17 protein-coding genes are annotated in these 17,622 nt (G+C 48.0%); 13 read left to right on the forward strand and 4 right to left on the reverse strand.

Annotated features, from left to right (window positions below; all coding sequences use genetic code 11):
• Window positions 1-137: 137 nt before the first annotated feature.
• Window positions 138-641, forward strand: a complete 504-nt coding sequence (locus EIM92_RS13330; RefSeq protein WP_125083050.1) for a Crp/Fnr family transcriptional regulator — start codon at window positions 138-140, stop codon at window positions 639-641.
• 10 nt (window positions 642-651) lie between these two features.
• Here the strand turns inward: EIM92_RS13330 and hmpA are convergent, their stop codons facing one another.
• Window positions 652-1,872 (reverse strand): NO-inducible flavohemoprotein, encoded by a 1,221-nt coding sequence (hmpA, locus tag EIM92_RS13335; protein ID WP_125083051.1) that lies wholly within the window; start codon window positions 1,870-1,872, stop codon window positions 652-654.
• A gap of 453 nt (window positions 1,873-2,325) precedes the next feature.
• Here hmpA and EIM92_RS13340 point away from each other — a divergent pair, with 453 nt between their 5' ends.
• Complete coding sequence (locus tag EIM92_RS13340) at window positions 2,326-2,988, forward strand: YitT family protein (protein WP_125083052.1); 663 nt, start codon at window positions 2,326-2,328, stop codon at window positions 2,986-2,988.
• Between the two features lie 102 nt (window positions 2,989-3,090).
• Here the strand turns inward: EIM92_RS13340 and msrB are convergent, their stop codons facing one another.
• The 3 genes from msrB to EIM92_RS13355 all read right to left on the reverse strand — a co-directional run bounded on the left by msrB (window position 3,091) and on the right by EIM92_RS13355 (window position 5,657).
• Window positions 3,091-4,086 carry a peptide-methionine (R)-S-oxide reductase MsrB gene (msrB, locus tag EIM92_RS13345; RefSeq protein ID WP_125083053.1) on the reverse strand — a complete coding sequence of 332 codons (996 nt, stop codon included), beginning with the start codon at window positions 4,084-4,086 and terminating at the stop codon, window positions 3,091-3,093.
• Between the two features lie 32 nt (window positions 4,087-4,118).
• The gene (locus EIM92_RS13350; protein ID WP_164515100.1) at window positions 4,119-4,724 is read right to left on the reverse strand and encodes a TVP38/TMEM64 family protein; all 606 of its coding nucleotides are present in this window, start codon (window positions 4,722-4,724) and stop codon (window positions 4,119-4,121) included.
• 114 nt (window positions 4,725-4,838) lie between these two features.
• A complete protein-coding gene (locus EIM92_RS13355) occupies window positions 4,839-5,657 on the reverse strand; it encodes an AraC family transcriptional regulator (protein WP_125083055.1) in 819 nt (272 codons plus the stop codon).
• A gap of 149 nt (window positions 5,658-5,806) precedes the next feature.
• Between EIM92_RS13355 and EIM92_RS13360 the strand changes: the two genes are divergently transcribed.
• The 11 genes from EIM92_RS13360 (at window position 5,807) to EIM92_RS13410 (ending at window position 17,538) form a co-directional block, all read left to right on the forward strand.
• Entirely contained in the window at window positions 5,807-6,913 is a 1,107-nt protein-coding gene (locus EIM92_RS13360) for a Gfo/Idh/MocA family protein (RefSeq protein ID WP_125083056.1), read from the forward strand.
• 64 nt (window positions 6,914-6,977) lie between these two features.
• On the forward strand, window positions 6,978-7,748 hold the full coding sequence (locus EIM92_RS13365) for a sugar phosphate isomerase/epimerase family protein (protein ID WP_125083057.1): 771 nt from the start codon (window positions 6,978-6,980) through the stop codon (window positions 7,746-7,748).
• A complete protein-coding gene (locus EIM92_RS13370) occupies window positions 7,741-8,820 on the forward strand; it encodes a Gfo/Idh/MocA family protein (protein ID WP_125083058.1) in 1,080 nt (359 codons plus the stop codon). Before EIM92_RS13365 ends, EIM92_RS13370 begins: the two co-directional genes overlap by 8 nt.
• Window positions 8,821-8,847: 27 nt before the next feature.
• Window positions 8,848-9,816, forward strand: coding sequence for a sugar phosphate isomerase/epimerase family protein (locus tag EIM92_RS13375; protein WP_125083059.1), 969 nt, complete (start codon window positions 8,848-8,850; stop codon window positions 9,814-9,816).
• 253 nt (window positions 9,817-10,069) lie between these two features.
• The gene (locus EIM92_RS13380) at window positions 10,070-10,387 is read left to right on the forward strand and encodes a winged helix-turn-helix transcriptional regulator (protein ID WP_125083060.1); all 318 of its coding nucleotides are present in this window, start codon (window positions 10,070-10,072) and stop codon (window positions 10,385-10,387) included.
• A gap of 60 nt (window positions 10,388-10,447) precedes the next feature.
• Window positions 10,448-11,014 (forward strand): FAD-dependent oxidoreductase, encoded by a 567-nt coding sequence (locus EIM92_RS13385; RefSeq protein ID WP_125083061.1) that lies wholly within the window; start codon window positions 10,448-10,450, stop codon window positions 11,012-11,014.
• 364 nt (window positions 11,015-11,378) lie between these two features.
• On the forward strand, window positions 11,379-12,098 hold the full coding sequence (locus EIM92_RS13390; protein WP_125083062.1) for a hypothetical protein: 720 nt from the start codon (window positions 11,379-11,381) through the stop codon (window positions 12,096-12,098).
• A 232-nt stretch (window positions 12,099-12,330) separates the two neighbouring features.
• The gene (nirB, locus tag EIM92_RS13395) at window positions 12,331-14,760 is read left to right on the forward strand and encodes a nitrite reductase large subunit NirB (protein ID WP_125083063.1); all 2,430 of its coding nucleotides are present in this window, start codon (window positions 12,331-12,333) and stop codon (window positions 14,758-14,760) included.
• Window positions 14,761-14,781: 21 nt separating this feature from the next.
• Entirely contained in the window at window positions 14,782-15,105 is a 324-nt protein-coding gene (gene nirD, locus EIM92_RS13400; RefSeq protein ID WP_125083064.1) for a nitrite reductase small subunit NirD, read from the forward strand.
• A 49-nt stretch (window positions 15,106-15,154) separates the two neighbouring features.
• Window positions 15,155-15,955, forward strand: coding sequence for a formate/nitrite transporter family protein (locus EIM92_RS13405; protein WP_125083065.1), 801 nt, complete (start codon window positions 15,155-15,157; stop codon window positions 15,953-15,955).
• A 215-nt stretch (window positions 15,956-16,170) separates the two neighbouring features.
• A complete protein-coding gene (locus tag EIM92_RS13410; RefSeq protein ID WP_211344369.1) occupies window positions 16,171-17,538 on the forward strand; it encodes an ABC transporter substrate-binding protein in 1,368 nt (455 codons plus the stop codon).
• Window positions 17,539-17,622: the final 84 nt, after the last annotated feature.

Here is a 17,622-nt window from a genome sequence, read left to right on the forward strand (position 1 = left end):
AACAAGCCCAGCGCCTTAAAGGCACTGGGCGATTTGTTATTGTCGTCTATTAGCAGAAGGAATAATACGATCAGGATATATTTTTTGATATAATGATGGCTATGAGAGTTTATAAAAAGCGATTGGAGCGATTTTTGATGATACTGCATAAAGGAGAGATTTTATTTCGCCAAGGAGACGATGGAAAGTATTTATACCATATTAAAAGCGGCTTATTTAAAGTAACGCGGCTGCACGAGAACGGCAACATGGTTTTGTTTAACATCTTGTATCCCGGCGAAACAGTGCCGCATCATTCCCTAATTTCTCCTAAGGAAATTCACGGCACCGCAATCGCTCTCATTCGCAGCGAAGTAGAGATCATTTCCGCCCAGGAGTGGTATCGCGAGCTGGAAGAGAACCCAGAGAAGCCGCTTGAGGTGGCCCGCCTGCTTCAGGAGAAGGTTCGTTTTATGCAAGAGCGTCTAGACCATCTTACGGTAGGTACTCCAGGCGAGCGATTGGAGCTGCTGCAAAAATGGCTTAGCCATCATGCGAACGGGGCCCCACTAACTGATTATTTGACCCAAGAAGAGATCGGGCAGCTCATCGGGATTAGACGTGAAACGGTTAATCGGCTGTTGCGGGGACAACAGGTATAGTCGTGCAGATTTAGTTTGGGTTGGAGGCGGAGCTGTCCAGGCTGCCGGCAGGCCCAAAAAATTCATAATGGATATTTTCTTCGGGCACGTTCATTTCGTGCAGCGCATGATAAATCGCTTGCATAAACGGTACTGGCCCGCAGAAGTAGAAGTCGGATTGTAAAGGCACTATTGTCGAAAGCCAAGTAGCATCGATGTATCCGCTCTTGTCGCATAGATCGTCAGCGGTTGATGTTTCGTATACCGTATAGCATTTCAGGCGAGGAAAATCGGCGGCAAGTGCCTCGACATGTTCTTTCATAATATGATGCTCCCTGCTGCGGGCGGCGTGTATATACACAATTTCGCGTTCGGAATGCTGCAGTAGTGTCTCCAGCATACTGATCATAGGTGTCAGACCGACGCCTCCGCTGATTAGCGTGACAGGGGATTGCAAATTTTGATTCAACGTAAAATCGCCAGCAGGCGCGCTAAGTTCAAGGATGTCACCTTCCTGTACCCGTTGATGCAAGTAGGTAGATACTATCCCCGCTGGACGATTTGCATCGCCATCCTCGCGCTTTACAGTAATCCGGTAATAGGCAGCTCCTGGAGCTGTAGACAGACTGTAGTGGCGGAGGTGGGTGAATTCCTGCCCTTCCGGCTTTACTTTTACTGTAATATATTGGCCAGGCTCGTAGGTAGCAATAGGATTACCGTCTTGAGGCACGAGATAGAAGGAGGTTGCTTCTGCGGTTTCCTGGACTTTGCGATCGACAATAAAGCGGCGGAAGCCGCGCCATCCTCCTGGCAGCTGTTCAGAATGCTCGTACATATCGGATTCTACACTGATAAACACATCGGCAATGATACCGTAAGCTTTGCTCCAAGCCTCGATAATTTCATCGGTTGCTGCTTCACCAAGTACGGTCTTGATCGCGCCAAGCAGGTTCTCGCCTACAATCGGGTAATGCTCTGGAAGGATACCGAGCGCGCGGTGTTTATGAGCGATGCCGCGAACGACGGGGAGGATTCGCTCCAGTGCATCGATATTTGCAGCAGCGGCATATACAGCGTTGGCCAATGCTGTTGGTTGTTTTCCCTGACGTTGGTTGGCATGATTGAAGATATTCAGCAGCTCGGGATGGTTTTTGAACATCGTTTGGTAAAATGTGCGGGTTATCGTTTCGCCATGTACTTCTAACACCGGAACTGTGGACTTAATGATTTCGATTGTACGGGAGTCAAGCATTACATTACCTTCTTTCCAATTGAATTATCGTTCAAACTTTCTACAAGTATAGAGCGGTGAAACTCCATGAAAGGTGATTATCGTCACACGAAAATTCCCTAAAATGTGAACAAATTGACAAATGCAATGATATTCATCACAAAATTCAAGGAAATAAATATCGGAGATCGAGCTGTTTTGACATCATTGCTGCTGTGTTATAATAAAAATAGATACAAAACCAAAAAAGAAAGGATCAGGATACCATGTGTTCCCGAAGGACGAAATCCCTAAGGACGATTTGGAAACGTTGTGATCTCTCTTACACTTAGCTTCTTCTCGTAGTTATGTCGGTTATTTGACTAACCACCCTACGAAGGAAGCGTGGAATGATGCGAAGGATGATCTCCTCACCAACCATCTTCGTAGGGTGCTGCCGTAAGGTTAACCAAACTACGATAAGAGGGATTGGAAATGGGGAAAAGAGTAAACTGGCAGGCTATTAGCTTCCAGGTAATGATGATGCTGTTGGGTACGTTTTTATTGGCCTTTACGTACTATCATGTCAACTTTCAGAACGGTTTATCTGAGGGCGGATTTGTAGGCCTAGCTTTGCTAGGCAAGTATTTGTTTGATCTGCCGCCAGCCTTGAGTATCATTGTGCTGGATATTCCGGTATTGATTGCCGCTTTATTTTTAAAAGGACGCAAGTTTATTGTTAATACGTTATTTGCATCACTGGCATTCTCGGCATTTTATGAGCTGTGCGAACAGTTCTCGCCGCTCACCTTGAATCTGCAGGCCAATTTGCCAATCGCTGCATTGTTGTCGGGCGTGTTCACGGGAATTGGCGCGGGCGTTGTACTGCGAGTGGGCGGAGCAACGGGCGGAGACGATATGCTGTCCCTCATGATCAGTGAACGATCCGGTCTGAAGATCGGCACCGTCTTTATTTTGATGGATGCCGTAGTATTAGGAATATCCTTGATATATTTACCTTTCACGGAAACGGTATTCACGATTATGGCCGTGCTGATTGCCGGCAAGACGATCACGTGGACCGTCAATTGCGGGAAGCAAGATACCAAAGTTCTCCGTGTGCCATATGCAATCAAAGAGAAAACAGCTCGAGCTTAACTTAAAGCTCGGGCTGTTTTTTTTGCTATGGAACCCAAATAAATAGCCCCGCTTTCCGGGGCTATTCGCATGTTCTATTAATAGGTTCGTTAACTTGATCCGTTATTCTCTGCCTTGTAGATGCTGCGGTTCGTCAAATAAAGGCAAGTATTCTCCGTAGCCTTCCTGCTCCAGCTCCTCCTTGGGAATGAATCGCAGCGCAGCTGAATTGATGCAGTAGCGCAGACCGGTCGGCTGTGGGCCATCTTCAAACACGTGGCCGAGATGAGAATCACTTTCACGGCTACGTACTTCGGTACGAATCATGAAATGGCTCGTGTCCAATTTTTCTTTGATGCTGTAGGATCTCAGGGGTCTTGTGAAGCTAGGCCAGCCGCAGCCAGCATCATATTTATCCTTTGAGCTGAACAGCGGCTCGCCGGATACGATGTCCACGTAGATGCCCTCACCTTCATGATCCCAATATTCACCCGTATACGGTCTTTCCGTGCCGTTATTCTGCGTTACTTCATATTGAATTGGAGTGAGCCGTTGCTTTAACTCCTCTTTGTTGATGGGGCCAGACCAATGGCGTTCGATGAAGTCTTCACGTCCCGAGCCTTTGCGGTATCTACGGTAATGGGCAGGATTTTTCCTGTGATACTGCTGGTGATATTCCTCCGCAGCATAGAACGGGGCGGCTGGCAGAATGGCGGTTACGATGGGGTTGGTAAAGCGTCCGCTCTGCTCCAATGCTAATTTGGATATCTCGGCTTCCCGGCGCTGCTCCTCCGTGTGATAGAAGATTGCGGTTCGATACGAGTCCCCCCGATCATGGAACTGGCCGCCCTCATCGGTCGGATCGATTTGCTGCCAGAATAGCTCCAGCAGCTTCCTGTAAGGAAACACAGAGGGGTCGAATGTAATTTGCACCGCTTCATAATGCCCGGTACGATTAGAGCAAACCTCTTCATAGGTTGGGTTTACCGAATGTCCGCCGGTATATCCGGAGACGATGCCGTAGATGCCAGGTAGCTCTTCAAAGGGCGAAACCATGCACCAGAAACAGCCGCCAGCAAAAGTAGCTAGTTCTTTGTTTGACGTTGGCGTTGTATTCATTATGAACTCCTTTCGTTTCCTTTTAAATTTAATTATATCTTTTTTTGACGAAATCCCCAAACCCATAATAGAAGGATGAGGAGCACGAAATAGGCTACGGCGATAAATGTCGCGATAAAGGGTTGTTCTTCTAGTGTAGAACCTACATAAGCATAAACATAAACGGCTGGCAGCTTGCCAACAAGTGAGCCAAGGATGAAGTGGACGAAGGACATTCCTGTTGCACCGGCATAAATGTTAACCGCTGTCTGGGGAATAACCGGGATTAAGCGGCATATGGCGATCGTTCGGAAAGGTCTGTTGGCTGAGAATTGCGTCAACAGCTCCAATTTCTTGAAACGGGCCAGCCAGCTTGCAGCAGATTCTCGAAATATAGCTGCTCCTCCGTACACGATCGCTCCTGCTAGCGTTGAGCCGAATAGAATAATCGTTCCTCCGCCCAAAGTTCCCATGACATAACCCGCTGCGGCGACCACGATTTTATAAGGCACCACTGGAAAAAGAGCAAGCAGCGTGGAGAGCGCAAACAGCAGCCAGACCGGCGGCGATCCCTGACTCCACGCTGTAAGCTCGTGACGGTAAATATATGTCAGGATGAATAGGATGATATACAGGATTACGACAGACCATTTTTTCATAGGCAGGCCCTCACTTTCTTCCTGTATCATACCAAAGAAGCGATTTACAAGGTGAAGGTTTTTTTGATGTTTGAATGTCGTCTCTGATACCGGCACGTTGTTGTTGGCATTGCACTATCCATTGCTACGGGCACTTTGACGGAACTCCTTGGGAGACATGCCGTAACGCTTGCGGAAGACGCGGTGGAAATAATTATAGTTTGGAAAGCCCGAACTCTCCGCGACATGCTCCAAGGATAATGGACTAAAGATGATACGCTCTCGCGCCATATTCATGCGAATTTCCAGCGTATATTGAATAATGCTGGTGCCGAATGCCTGCTTAAAAAGGAACACTGCCCGGGATACGCTAATGCCGACATGGGAAGCGACGTCCTCCAGTTTAAACGGGGATGAGGCGTTCTCTTCGATATAATTCTTGATACGGTGGGCAAGATAGGTTTGATGTGAGGGAGCCTGATGCTCCTGCAGATTTCGATCGATATCCAGGCATAAAATTTTGAGATAATATTCGGCGATTTTCGGTGAAGGATTAGACATTCTCCGCTGCTCTAGCATGATCTGCCGAAAGGCGCCGAGGATGCCCTCGGACAGCGTGACTTTAAACTTCTGCGGCCGCGCTGTCTGCTGCCACCATTGTTCCACCCAGGCACCGGACAGGAAAATATGATAATCCGCGCTGTCCACCCTATAGTCGCCAGATTGATTCTCCTCGGCTTCAATTTTTAGCTCGTAGGGCTCTTCTGGAGCGAATAGTAGCAAATCACCAGCTTCAAGCAGCTCTAGTTGGCCGTTAATACGCCCGCGGCACCGGCCTGCCGTCTGGAGGCGAATTAAGTAATGTCCTAGTCCATCCTCATTGGTCATGTGGAAAGGCTTGCGATGGATCGAGTAGCCTGCTGTCAGTATTTGCAAGTCATCATGAAGTCTCATGCGTTGTCCTCCATTACTTTGTTAAAAATAATAAGCAGATTGTTCATGTATCAATCATATTATTCATTTTAAATTAGAATCGAATTTATTACTATGTTAATAGAGTGATGGCAAAACAACAACAAGGCTTCGGGGGGGGGGGACCTCAAATGACAGGTATGAGAATCGGAATCATCGGATGTGGTAACATCAGTCCAGCCTATCTGAACTATTTGCAGGATAGCAGCATTGCCAAAGTGACAGCGCTTGCTGATTTGGTCCCGGAGAAGGCAGCGGAACGGGCCAGGGAGTATGGAATTGAGAAGGTGTATACGGTAGAAGAAATGCTTCAGTCCCCAGCCATTGATATCATCCTAAACCTGACGATCCCGGCTTCCCATGCGGCGATTAATATCGCAGCTCTGGAGCATGGCAAGCATGTTTACGCAGAAAAGCCACTGTCTATTTCTCTCAAGGACGCCAAACGTACACTCGCGTTAGCCGAAGCGAAGCAATTGCGAGTAGGATGTGCTCCGGACACATTCCTGGGAGCAGGAATAGAGACCAGCCGCAAGACGATTATGGAAGGACAGATCGGTAGGCCGGTGGCTGCGACAGCGTTCATGATGGGTGATGGGCCGGAGGGATGGCATCCAAACCCGGACTTTTTCTATGAGAAAGGCGGCGGGCCGATGTTTGATATGGGGCCTTATTACTTAACGGCTCTTGTCAATTTGTTGGGACCGATCACTCGCATTAGCAGCTCAGCAGCAAGCCTGATCCCAGAGCGTGTTGTGAAATCCGGCCCGCGAGCAGGAACGCGGATTCCCGTACACACGCCTACACACTATAGCGGAACTATCGACTTCGCAGATGGAGTGATCGGTACCTTAGTAACAAGTTTCGACATTCCTGGGGGCAGTACGCTGCCTCGTATCGAAATATATGGGACGGAGGGCTCCTTGCTGGTTCCCGATCCGAACTGCTTCGATGGCGATGTGAAGCTCCGCAGATATGGCTCGGAAGAATGGAGCATTGTTCCGCCTGCGTTTACGGGAGTCGTCAACGAAAGAGGCAAAGGAATAGAGGATATGGCAAGTGCGATTCTGGAAAATCGGGAGCACCGGGCCAGCGGCAAGCTCGCTTATCATGTGCTTGAAGCTATGCATGCTTTTCTTGCCTCTTCAAACGAAGGAAGGCATATTCATCTGGAAAGCGCTGCCATGTTGCCGTTAGAGGCAGCTTATAGAAGCTTCGGCAAGGCGGTACTTGTATAGGCGAAGAATATTACTGCCCATACTTGAAGGTTATCCAATCCATTAATCATATGAGGTGATAAGTATGACACAATTAGGACTGCAGCTGTATACGGTTAGGGACCATTTGGAGAAGGATTTTGAAGGCACGCTGCGCAAGGTAGCGGAGCTTGGCTATAAGGGGGTTGAATTTGCGGGCTATTACGGGCGTACGCCTGGGGAAGTCACCCAGATATTAAAAGAGACGGGGCTAACCGCCATAGGTGCCCATACACCTTATGATCGTCTTCGGAATGCTCTGGAAGAGGAGATCGCGTTTAACAAGGCGATTGGTAACCGCTATATTATTTTCCCATATTTAGGGGAGGATGAGCGTGACCGTTGGGCGGAAGTCATTGAAGATCTCAAGGTGATCGGCAAACGCTGTGCTGACGCAGGACTTGTGCTTCTTTATCATAATCACGAGTTTGAATTGACGGAGACGCTGGATGGGCAGCCCGTGCTTGATGCGATCTACGAGCGTGTTGATAAAGAGCTGATTCAGGTTGAATTGGACTCGTGCTGGGTATCCTATGCAGGCTTTGATCCGCTAGAGTATATATCGAAGTATAGCGGACGGATGCCATTGCTGCATTTGAAGGATATGGTCAAAAAAGCGGATGGATCGGCGGAGACGGTTGAGCTGGGGCGTGGAATTGTTGAATTGAAGGCGATTGCAGATGCCGCTGTTGACAATCAAGCAGAATGGATTATTGTGGAACAGGACTACTGTGCTAAAGACTCGCTGGACAGCATTGCAGAAAGCATGGAGTGGGTTAAAGCTTATATCCAAGAGGGAGGAAAAATAAATGTCTAAAACATTAAAAGTAGCTATTATCGGTTGCGGGGGAATTGCTAACGGCAAGCATTTGCCAAGCTTGGCGAAACTGCCTGAAGTTGAGATGGTCGCTTTTTGCGATATTATAGAAGAGCGGGCTCAAAAAGCCGCAGCTGAATACGGCGTCGAAGGTGCTAAAGTGTTCACCGATTACCGCGAGGTGTTAAAGGAAGATGTGGATGTCGTTCATGTGTGCACTCCAAACGATTCCCATGCTGAAATCACGATTTCTTCACTCGAATCTGGTAAGCATGTTATGTGCGAGAAGCCGATGGCCAAAACGGCAGAGCAGGCGCGCCAGATGCTTGATGCGGCTAAACGCACAGGCAAAAAGCTGAGCATTGCTTATCAGAATCGTTTCCGCAGTGATAGCTTATTTTTGAAGCAGCTCTGTGAGAATGGTGAACTGGGTGATATTTATCTAGGAAAAGCGCTTGCGATTCGTCGCCGTGCTGTACCAACCTGGGGTGTGTTTTTGGATGAGGAGAAGCAAGGTGGAGGCCCGCTGATCGATATTGGTACTCACGCACTCGATTTAACGCTATGGCTGATGGACAACTATGAGCCAGAAAGTGTTACAGGCTCCGTATTCCATAAGCTGGGCAAGCGGGAGAATGCGGCAAATGCATTCGGTTCATGGGATCCGGAAGAATTCAAGGTTGAAGACTCGGCATTTGGCTTCATTAAGATGAAGAATGGAGCGACAATTATGCTGGAGTCCAGTTGGGCACTGAACGTGGTGGAGACAGGCGAAGCCAAGACACTGCTCTGCGGTACCGAGGGCGGAGCGGATATGAAGGATGGCCTGCGCCTGAACGGGGAGAAGCTAAGCCGGCTGTATGAGACGAAGGTGGACTTCGGTGGTGGCGGCGTCGCGTTCTTTGATGGCGAGGAAGAGTCCGATGCGACTCGTGAAGCAAGATTGTGGGTAGAGGCGATACTGGAGGATAAGGAACCTTTGGTTAAGCCCGAGCAAGCGCTTGTAGTTACCGAGATTTTGGAAGCGATCTACACTTCTGCGAGAACTGGAAAAACGGTATATTTTGACTAATTAAAAAAGGGTTAAGGAGGATTATCCATGAAATTAGGTGTATTTCTCGTTTTGTTTGGCGGACGGCCATTGGAAGAAGCGCTGGATTTGGCGGCAGCTCAAGGACTAAAGGCCGTGGAAATTGGCACGGGCGGGCATCCCGGTAAATCTCACTGTGACCCGGATGTGCTGCTGGAAGACAAGGCAGCTCTGGAGCGCTTCAAGAAAGCGGTAGAATCCCGTGGAATGATGATCAGTGCGCTGAGCTGTCACGGCAATCCGCTGCATCCGCAGAAGGCGATTGCTAAGGAATTTCATGATGCTTTCGTGAAGACGGTACAGCTGGCGGAGCGTCTCGAGGTTCCGGTTGTAAATACATTCTCAGGCTGCCCTGGCGACCACGAGGATGCGAAGTATCCAAACTGGCCGGTAGCTCCTTGGCCAAACGACTTCCAGGAGGTGCTGACCTGGCAGTGGGACAACAAGATCATTCCATATTGGACAGAGTGGGGAAAATATGCTGCTGACCGCAATGTAAAAATCGGCTTGGAGCTTCACGGCGGATTTTCCGTTCACACTCCGGCTACTCTGCTCAGACTGCGTGAAGCCGCGGGTGAAGTTATCGGAGCTAATCTGGATCCAAGCCATATGTGGTGGCAAGGAATTGATCCTGTACAGGCGATTTCTATTCTGGGCCGAGCGGGAGCGATTCACCATTTCCATGCCAAGGATACGTCCCTTGATCCAGTGAATGTCAATATGCACGGAATTACAGATATGCAGCCATATACAGCGATGATGGATCGGGCGTGGCAGTTCCGAACGGTAGGATATGGTCATGATCTCAAGACATGGAGCGATATCATCAGCGCGCTTCGACTGGTTGGTTATGATTATGTCATCAGCATCGAGCACGAGGACGGATTAATGTCCATAGAAGAAGGTCTATCGAAGGCCGTACGCAATTTGCAGGGAATCATTATCGAAGATTCAGCCGCTGATATGTGGTGGGTATAAATGGTTAAGGAAGCAGTATAATAGAATTAGCGGCTACCGCATCGGTAGCCGCTAATTTTTTTGAAACATATTGCGAGAATACGAAAGACCGAGTAGAATTGGAACTTAAAGTGGATTCACTCCTGTTTAATTTTAAGTATAATCAAATATTATCCCAGTGTTCATGTTTAAGAAAATATGATAAGGTTGATATATACTAACTAAACGTAAGTTTTGGGCTTTTTAAGTCCATCGGGTAAAGAGGTGAAGAGCAATGGAAGATGCGCATCATACACTATGTCCGCGTTTTGAGTCTGCTTTCTCGATCTTGGGCAAGCGCTGGAATGGACTTATCATCCATTCATTAATGAATGGACCGAAGCGGTTCAAGGACATTTCTAATCTAATTCCATCGATGAGCGATAAGATGTTGTCTGAACGAATGAAAGATTTAGAGAACGAAGGCATCCTGGTACGACATGTATATCCGGAGACGCCGGTGCGAATTGAGTATGAGCTGACGGAAAAAGGTCTCGCATTGGGGCCAGTTATGGGCGAGGTGCAATGCTGGGCCGAGAAGTGGATCGAATAAGCTGTTCGTGCCGTTACCTGTGACGGATCGGCACGAATAATAAAGAAAGTGGGTGTATTTGTGGCTGAGGTCATTGTGATCGGAGCAGGGCCAGCGGGAGCTAGCGCAGCTTTGTTCCTGGCAAAAGCGGGGAAGGAGACCCTTGTTCTTGACAGCAATACGAGCATGACGAAACGGGCTTGGATTGACAATCATTACGGAGCTGCGGGACTCTCCGGTCCGGATTTACTTCAAATTGGACGTGAACAGGCAGAGAAGTTCGGGGCCAAATTCATCGAAGAGAAAGTAATGGCCATTGATACCAATGGCGGTTCAAAACTGACCGTAAAGACGGAATCAGGCCGCAGCTTTGAAGCATCCCATATTATTTTGGCTACAGGCGTTTTGACCGAATTGGCAAGCTCCATCGGGCTTGAGCTGAAAGATGGTACGGAGCCGCGGATCAAGACCGTCATCCAGACGGACGGCGCGGGCAGAACCAGTAAGCCGCGAATTTGGGCCGCAGGAACGGTGGCAGGAGTGAGCGTCCATACGATTATTACGGCTGGAGATGGAGCCAAAGTAGCTATAGAATTAATTAGTGAAATGAACGGTGAGCGGTATGTTGACCACGATATCCTAAAATAGCATCAAACGAAGTTATATCTTATGATTGATTGAGGGCTGCCCCTGGATAGGGCGAGCCTTTTTTTCGTTTGTATTAAGCACATTGTACAAATGTTACTTTAAGTTAGTCATAAAAAATAGACATTTCATGTGACTGCAATCACAAAGTGTGCAAAGCAGCTCATTTACGATAATTGTATCCTGGAGTCTAGGAGAAATAACTCATGATATGGAGGGCGAGTATCTGTAATTCGCAGGAATTGATTAACCCAGTTATATGTATTAAATATGGATTGCTTATGTTTTTAGGTTTGAGAACTGTCCACCAGTCCGGTATGCTAGAGTAAGAAACTCGATTTGGCATTTACGGAAAGCAGGTGCAGTCATGAGCTACAAATCTGGTTTAATACTAATAATGATCGTAATTACCGCTCTGCTTAGCACAGCCTGTGCAGCACAGCCTATAGAAGAGCCGGAGCCGCTGGTACAGGTAGAAGAGGATAATCATGATGATGACATTACCTTGAAAATCGACGGCAGCACGTTGATCCCGGATGTAACGAGCAACCTTCACTTTGATTATATGGAAGGAATTACTTTGCGACAGGCTCTAGAGAGCAGTCAGACAATTCAGCTTACGAATGAAGGCAAGGGGATATCGTCTGTTGGAGACGTGTCGTTGGATTCTACCTTAGAGTGGGGCGTAAAATTAAATAAGCAGGATTTGAAGCCTGAAGAGTGGAATACGAAGCTGAAAAAAGGCGATGTTATTCTCGTCTATGTCAAGACGGTCAATAACGAGGCGGATCTATCGGAGCAGGGAGCGCTTATTTTAACGGTTAACAATAGCTTAGTGAATAGCGGAGAGCGTCTTCATTATGTGAGCCGTTATGAAGATAATATTACGGTTAGGGATTTGCTGAGAATGAGCGGAATCGTCACATTCAATTTAAACAATAAGCGGATTATCGCCGTAAACGGGCATCAACCGGGAATGAATGAGAAGTGGATCTTAAAAGTGAATCATAAAGAGCTCAGGGAGAGCGGCTTGGAGATGCGCTTGAGGCCGCATGATCATGTGCAGCTGGAGCTTGTTAGAATGTAACAATCCAATCTGTAGGTTCTCATTTCGCGAAAACACAACTGGAATGATTTTTAAGTTGATTTTCGCGAAATGTACTTTTCAAGATGAATGGAAAGAAAAACTATGACAATTATTGTGATAATATTCACAATTGGTGTGAATTAAATCACAATGTATCCGAAATTTTAAGTATATAATTAAAACATCACTTTAGGAAAACGAAGGCTCTAGTCAGAAGGAGGCATTCCTCAATATGAACAATAACAAACAAAAACTAGTCGTCATTGGGAATGGGATGGCGGGAATCAGTACAGTTGAACAAATTTTGAAGCTGTCAACACAATTTGAAATTACCGTTTTCGGAAGCGAGCCGCATCCGAACTATAATCGGATCATGCTCTCGTATGTTTTGGAAGGAAGTAAGACGCTTGATGATATCGTTCTAAACGACTGGCATTGGTATGCTGATCACGGTATTACGCTGCACACGGGAACCAAGGTCGCGAAAATCGACCAAATGAGCAAAGAAGTGGTCACCGAGCAGGGGATGCGGGTACCTTACGATAAGGTCATTATCGCGACCGGCTCCAACTCGTTTATTCTCCCGATTCCTGGTAGCGATAAACAAGGGGTTATCGGCTTCCGCGATATCGCAGACTGCAACCAAATGCTGGAGGCTGCAAAGACGTACAAAAAAGCGGCGGTGATCGGTGGGGGACTGCTTGGTTTGGAAGCCGCCAAAGGATTGGTCCAATTAGGAATGGACGTTACTGTCGTTCACCTGATGGAAGATTTGATGGAGCGGCAGTTGGACCATCAGGCTGCGCTTATGCTGCGTCATGAATTAGAGCGCCAAGGTATTAAGTTCAAGATGGAAGCCCAGACGGTTGAATTGCTTGGAGATGAGAGAGTAAGCGGTCTGCGTTTTGCCGACGATACGGTTTTAGAGGCCGAGTTCGTTGTTATGGCTGTAGGCATCAAGCCGAACGTTGAAGTTGCTAAGAATAGCGGCATTGAGGTGAACCGCGGCATTGTTGTTAATGATTATATGCAGACCTCGATGGAGGATGTATATTCCGTAGGCGAGTGTAATGAGCACCGTGGCGTATGCTATGGACTCGTGGCTCCGCTATTCGAACAAGGCATGGTTCTTGCGAAGCACATTTGCGGCGTGGATACAGCTCCTTACGAGGGTTCTGTCGTATCGACGAAACTGAAAATATCGGGCGTAGATGTATTCTCCACTGGGGAGTTTATCGATGGGCCCGAGCATACAGTCATTGTTAGTAAAGATGACTGGAAGCGCACATATAAGAAAATATTACTCAAAGACGGTGTCATGGTCGGTGCCGTGCTCTACGGAGATATCAATGATTCGGCGGAGCTGCAGAAGCTGATCAAGCAACAGACAGTGATGACCGATGAACTGTATGACACACTGATGGGCTCGGGCTGCTGCGGCGGAGGTGCGAAGAAAACCGCCTCGATCGAGGCCATGCCTGATGAAGAGATCGTCTGCGGCTGTAATGGGGTAACGAAAGGGAGTATCATCGAAGCGGTAACGAGTCAGGGACTGACGACTGTCGATGAGATCAAGGCCTGCACCGGGGCGACCCGTTCGTGCGGCGGTTGCAAGCCGGTCGTAGAGCAAATTTTGCAATATGTGCTGGGAGACGGGTTCGAGACAGCGGCCAAAGAGGGCATCTGCGGCTGTACGACATTGGATCGCGACGAAATTGTTGCCGAAATCAGAACAAAAGGCCTGCAGACGACCAAAGAAGTTATGAATGTGCTGGGCTGGAATGAGCCTGAAGGCTGCTCGAAGTGCCGTCCTGCGCTCAATTACTATCTCGGCATGGTCTATCCGGATACCTATGAGGACGAGAAGGAATCGCGCTTTGTGAACGAGCGTATGAACGCCAACATTCAGAAGGATGGAACGTATACGGTTGTTCCGCGGATGTATGGGGGCGTAACGACGCCGGAGGATTTGAAGAAAATCGCCGATGTCTCTCTCAAATATGATGTAAAAGTGGTTAAAGTCACTGGAGGACAACGCCTAGACTTGATCGGTGTGAAGAAAGAGGATTTGCCGAAGGTTTGGGAAGAGCTGGATATGCCGTCGGGTTATGCCTATGCGAAATCGTTGCGTACTGTTAAGACGTGCGTAGGATCGCAGTTCTGCCGCTTCGGCACCCAGGATTCGATGAGTATGGGAGCGTTGCTGGAACGCAAGTTCGAACGTATTGATTATCCTGCTAAATTTAAAATGGCTGTCAACGGTTGTCCGCGTAACTGTGCGGAAGCCTGCACGAAAGATATCGGCATCGTCGGCAACGATGGAGGCTGGGAAATCTTTATCGGCGGGAACGGGGGCATTAAGGCCCGCCTTGCGGATTCACTGTGTAAGGTGAAGACGGATGAAGAATTAATCGAGGTGTGCGGCGCAATTATTCAGTATTACCGGGAAACTGGCAATTACTTAGAGAGAACCTCGGAATGGGTTGAGCGAGTCGGATTGGAGCACATCAAGGCGGTCGTCGTTGACGATCTAGAGAATCGCCGGGCGTTGATGGAGCGTGTTGAATTTGCTCTACAGCAAGCGGAAGAGCCATGGAGCAAAATGCTGAACGATGACAGCAGCCGCAATAAAATGTTCGACACTGTGGAATTGAAGGGATAATGACCGGAAGGGAGTATAGATATGGGAGCAGAGCAGGAAACACTGTTATATGTAGGAACGCTGGATTTGTTTATGAAGCAGATCGGACGGGTCGTGGAGTGGAATGGCGAGCAAATTGCTATATTTCGCGATTCTGGCGATAACTTGTACGCTCTAGAGAACAAGAATCCGCATCCGAAGGGCGGGCCGCTTGCCGAAGGCATCGTATCGGGCCATTACCTGTACGATCCACTCTATGATTGGAAGATTGATCTGAAGACGGGGCTGGTTCAAGCCCCGGATACCGGGCAAGTCAAGGTATATTCAGTCAAAATAGAAGACGGAAACGTATGGATCGGAGCATAGAGAGAAAATTCATTTAATTGAAGATGGGAGCAAAGGGGAGAGGGCTGTTATGTATACACAGAATCTAGAGGCTATTATCGAAGCGGCAGTAAAGAAAAGGGATGCGATGAAAGAGAGCTTGCCCCGTTATATCGTATCTGCCTTATTGGCCGGCGCTTATGTAGGACTAGGAATCATCCTCATATTTAGTCTCGGCGCTCCGCTGGCAAAGGTGGAATCTCCGATCCAATCGCTTGTAATGGGGGCATCCTTTGGTATTGCCCTCACCCTGGTGGTGTTTGCTGGTTCGGAGTTGTTTACGGGCAATAATATGTTCTTTACAATCAGTACGCTTGCGAAGAGGACAACGCCGACTGATACGCTGAAAAACTGGGTGATTGTTTTCCTGGGCAATTTGGCGGGCGCAGTGGCGTTAAGCCTGCTCATTGTCGGTACCGGCCTGTTCAAGACGGCTGGACCGGATCATTTGATATTCGCTGCTTCTGCGAAGAAAATGGCGGCCCCGATGTCGGAACTATTCTTTCGCGGCATCTTGTGCAACTGGCTGGTTTGTCTGGCGCTTTGGATGGCCAACCGAGCCAAAGATGATATATCCAAATTGGTCCTCATCTGGTGGTGTCTCTTTGCCTTCATTGCCAGCGGCTATGAGCATAGTGTTGCTAATATGACTCTGCTCAGCTTATCTGTCCTGTTGCCGAATCATCCGGAGACGATTTCGATCGCGGGATGGCTGCACAATATGATTCCTGTAACACTAGGCAATATGGTAGGCGGTGTTGTGTTTGTAGGTATGGCCTATTGGTTCATCTCCCCTGTTCGTAACCATCAAGGTATTTCAAAATCGAAATAATACGTTGCATCATATTCCATCAATTAAGGCGTCCTACCGGCGAAATACGGCCGGAGGGCGTCTTTTGTTTATATTACAGCCGTGCCTGGACGACCCCGATAAAGTCCATAGAAATATCTCCTCGAATAGTGGATTTGTCATCCTTACAGCTAGGAAGCCTTATTTTATAATGAGGGTGCAAAGCAATATTACTCATAAATTAGGGAGGTCAAACCGTGAGAAAAAGTTGGATCATGATGTTAAGTCTGATTTTCGTGGCAAGTGTTTTGGTAGCAGGCTGCGGAAAAGGCGACAACTCGGGGGGAACGGTGAGCACGGGTACAAATGGCGGGAATACACCACAGGAAAGTAAATCGGATCCGTTCGAATTAAAGATGCGGCACATTGAAATCGGCGAACCCAACAAAAATCGCCTGGCTCGTTTGGAGGCTGTAAAGAAGAAAGCCGAGGAGCTGGTTCCTGGGTTAACGATTAAATTGGATGGCGTGGATAGTGAGGTGAATCGGAAAGACAAGCTGAGAAGCGAGATGGCTGCGGGAAATCCTCCGGATATTTTCGATGCCTTTGGCAGCCCGGATATCGGCGTTTACGCCAAAGAAGGACTGGTTCTCGACATTGGCCCGATTTTAGATGAGCTGAACTTGAAGGAGCGGTTCATCAACCTGGATCCCTGGACATATGATGGCAAAATTTACGGCTTACCAAAAGGCGGATCGATTGAAGGATATTTCTACAATAAAGAATACTTTGCTGAAAAAGGGCTGGAAGTGCCAAAAACTTTGGCGGAATTGGAAGCGCTTGCTGAGAAAGTGAAGGCTGATGGCAAAGTTCCCTTCGCCCAAGGTTCTAAAGACGCCTGGGTTCCGCTTATGACAACGAATAACTTATGGTCATATTATGCTGGAGCAGATTTCACGGCTGGATTCAAGACCGGTGATTCCAAATGGAATGATCCGAAAATGGTTGAAGCGGTCAGCAAGCATCAGGAGTGGGTGAAGAAAGGTTATTTTAAAAAAGGCGAGCTGGGCATCGACTACAACAGCCAGCGCAACCAACTGCTGACGGATGAAGCCGTCATGATGTATGACGGATCCTGGGCATCCTCGGTGTTCAATGATGCTTTGGGCGCAGATGGTAAGAGCAAGTTCGGTTTCTTCGTTATGCCTCCTGTAAATGAAGGGGATGGATTAAGCACGATGGTTGACTCGAACAATGGTTATGCATTCTCCGCGAAAGTAGCGGACGATCCGAAGAAGCTGGAAGCAGTTAAAGCGTTCATTACGAGCTTCTTCAGTGATGAGGTTCAGCTGCAAAGCCTGAAGGAGGATGGGCTGCTTCCTTCGATGATTCTCAGCGAAGAAGATTTGCAAGCGAATGCCGCTAATGATCTGATCAAGGAAATCATCCTGCGCATGAATGAAGTCGAATATAAATGGCCGGCCTTTGATGCCTTGGTTCAGGCTGAAGTCAATACCGAGCTTAGCAGCGGGATCCACCGCGTGATTGAAGGCGTACAAAATCCTAAAGACATGCTTGATGCCGTGCAAAAAGTGCAAGAAGAAGCGAATGCCGCCGGCGAATAGTTACTGGAATCGCATGAGGAGCACCCCGGGCTAACGGGTGGTGCTCCTTTTCAAAACATAGCTGAATTGCGACCAAGTCAGAAT

Source organism: Paenibacillus lentus (assembly GCF_003931855.1).
GTDB lineage: Bacteria > Bacillota > Bacilli > Paenibacillales > Paenibacillaceae > Fontibacillus > Fontibacillus lentus.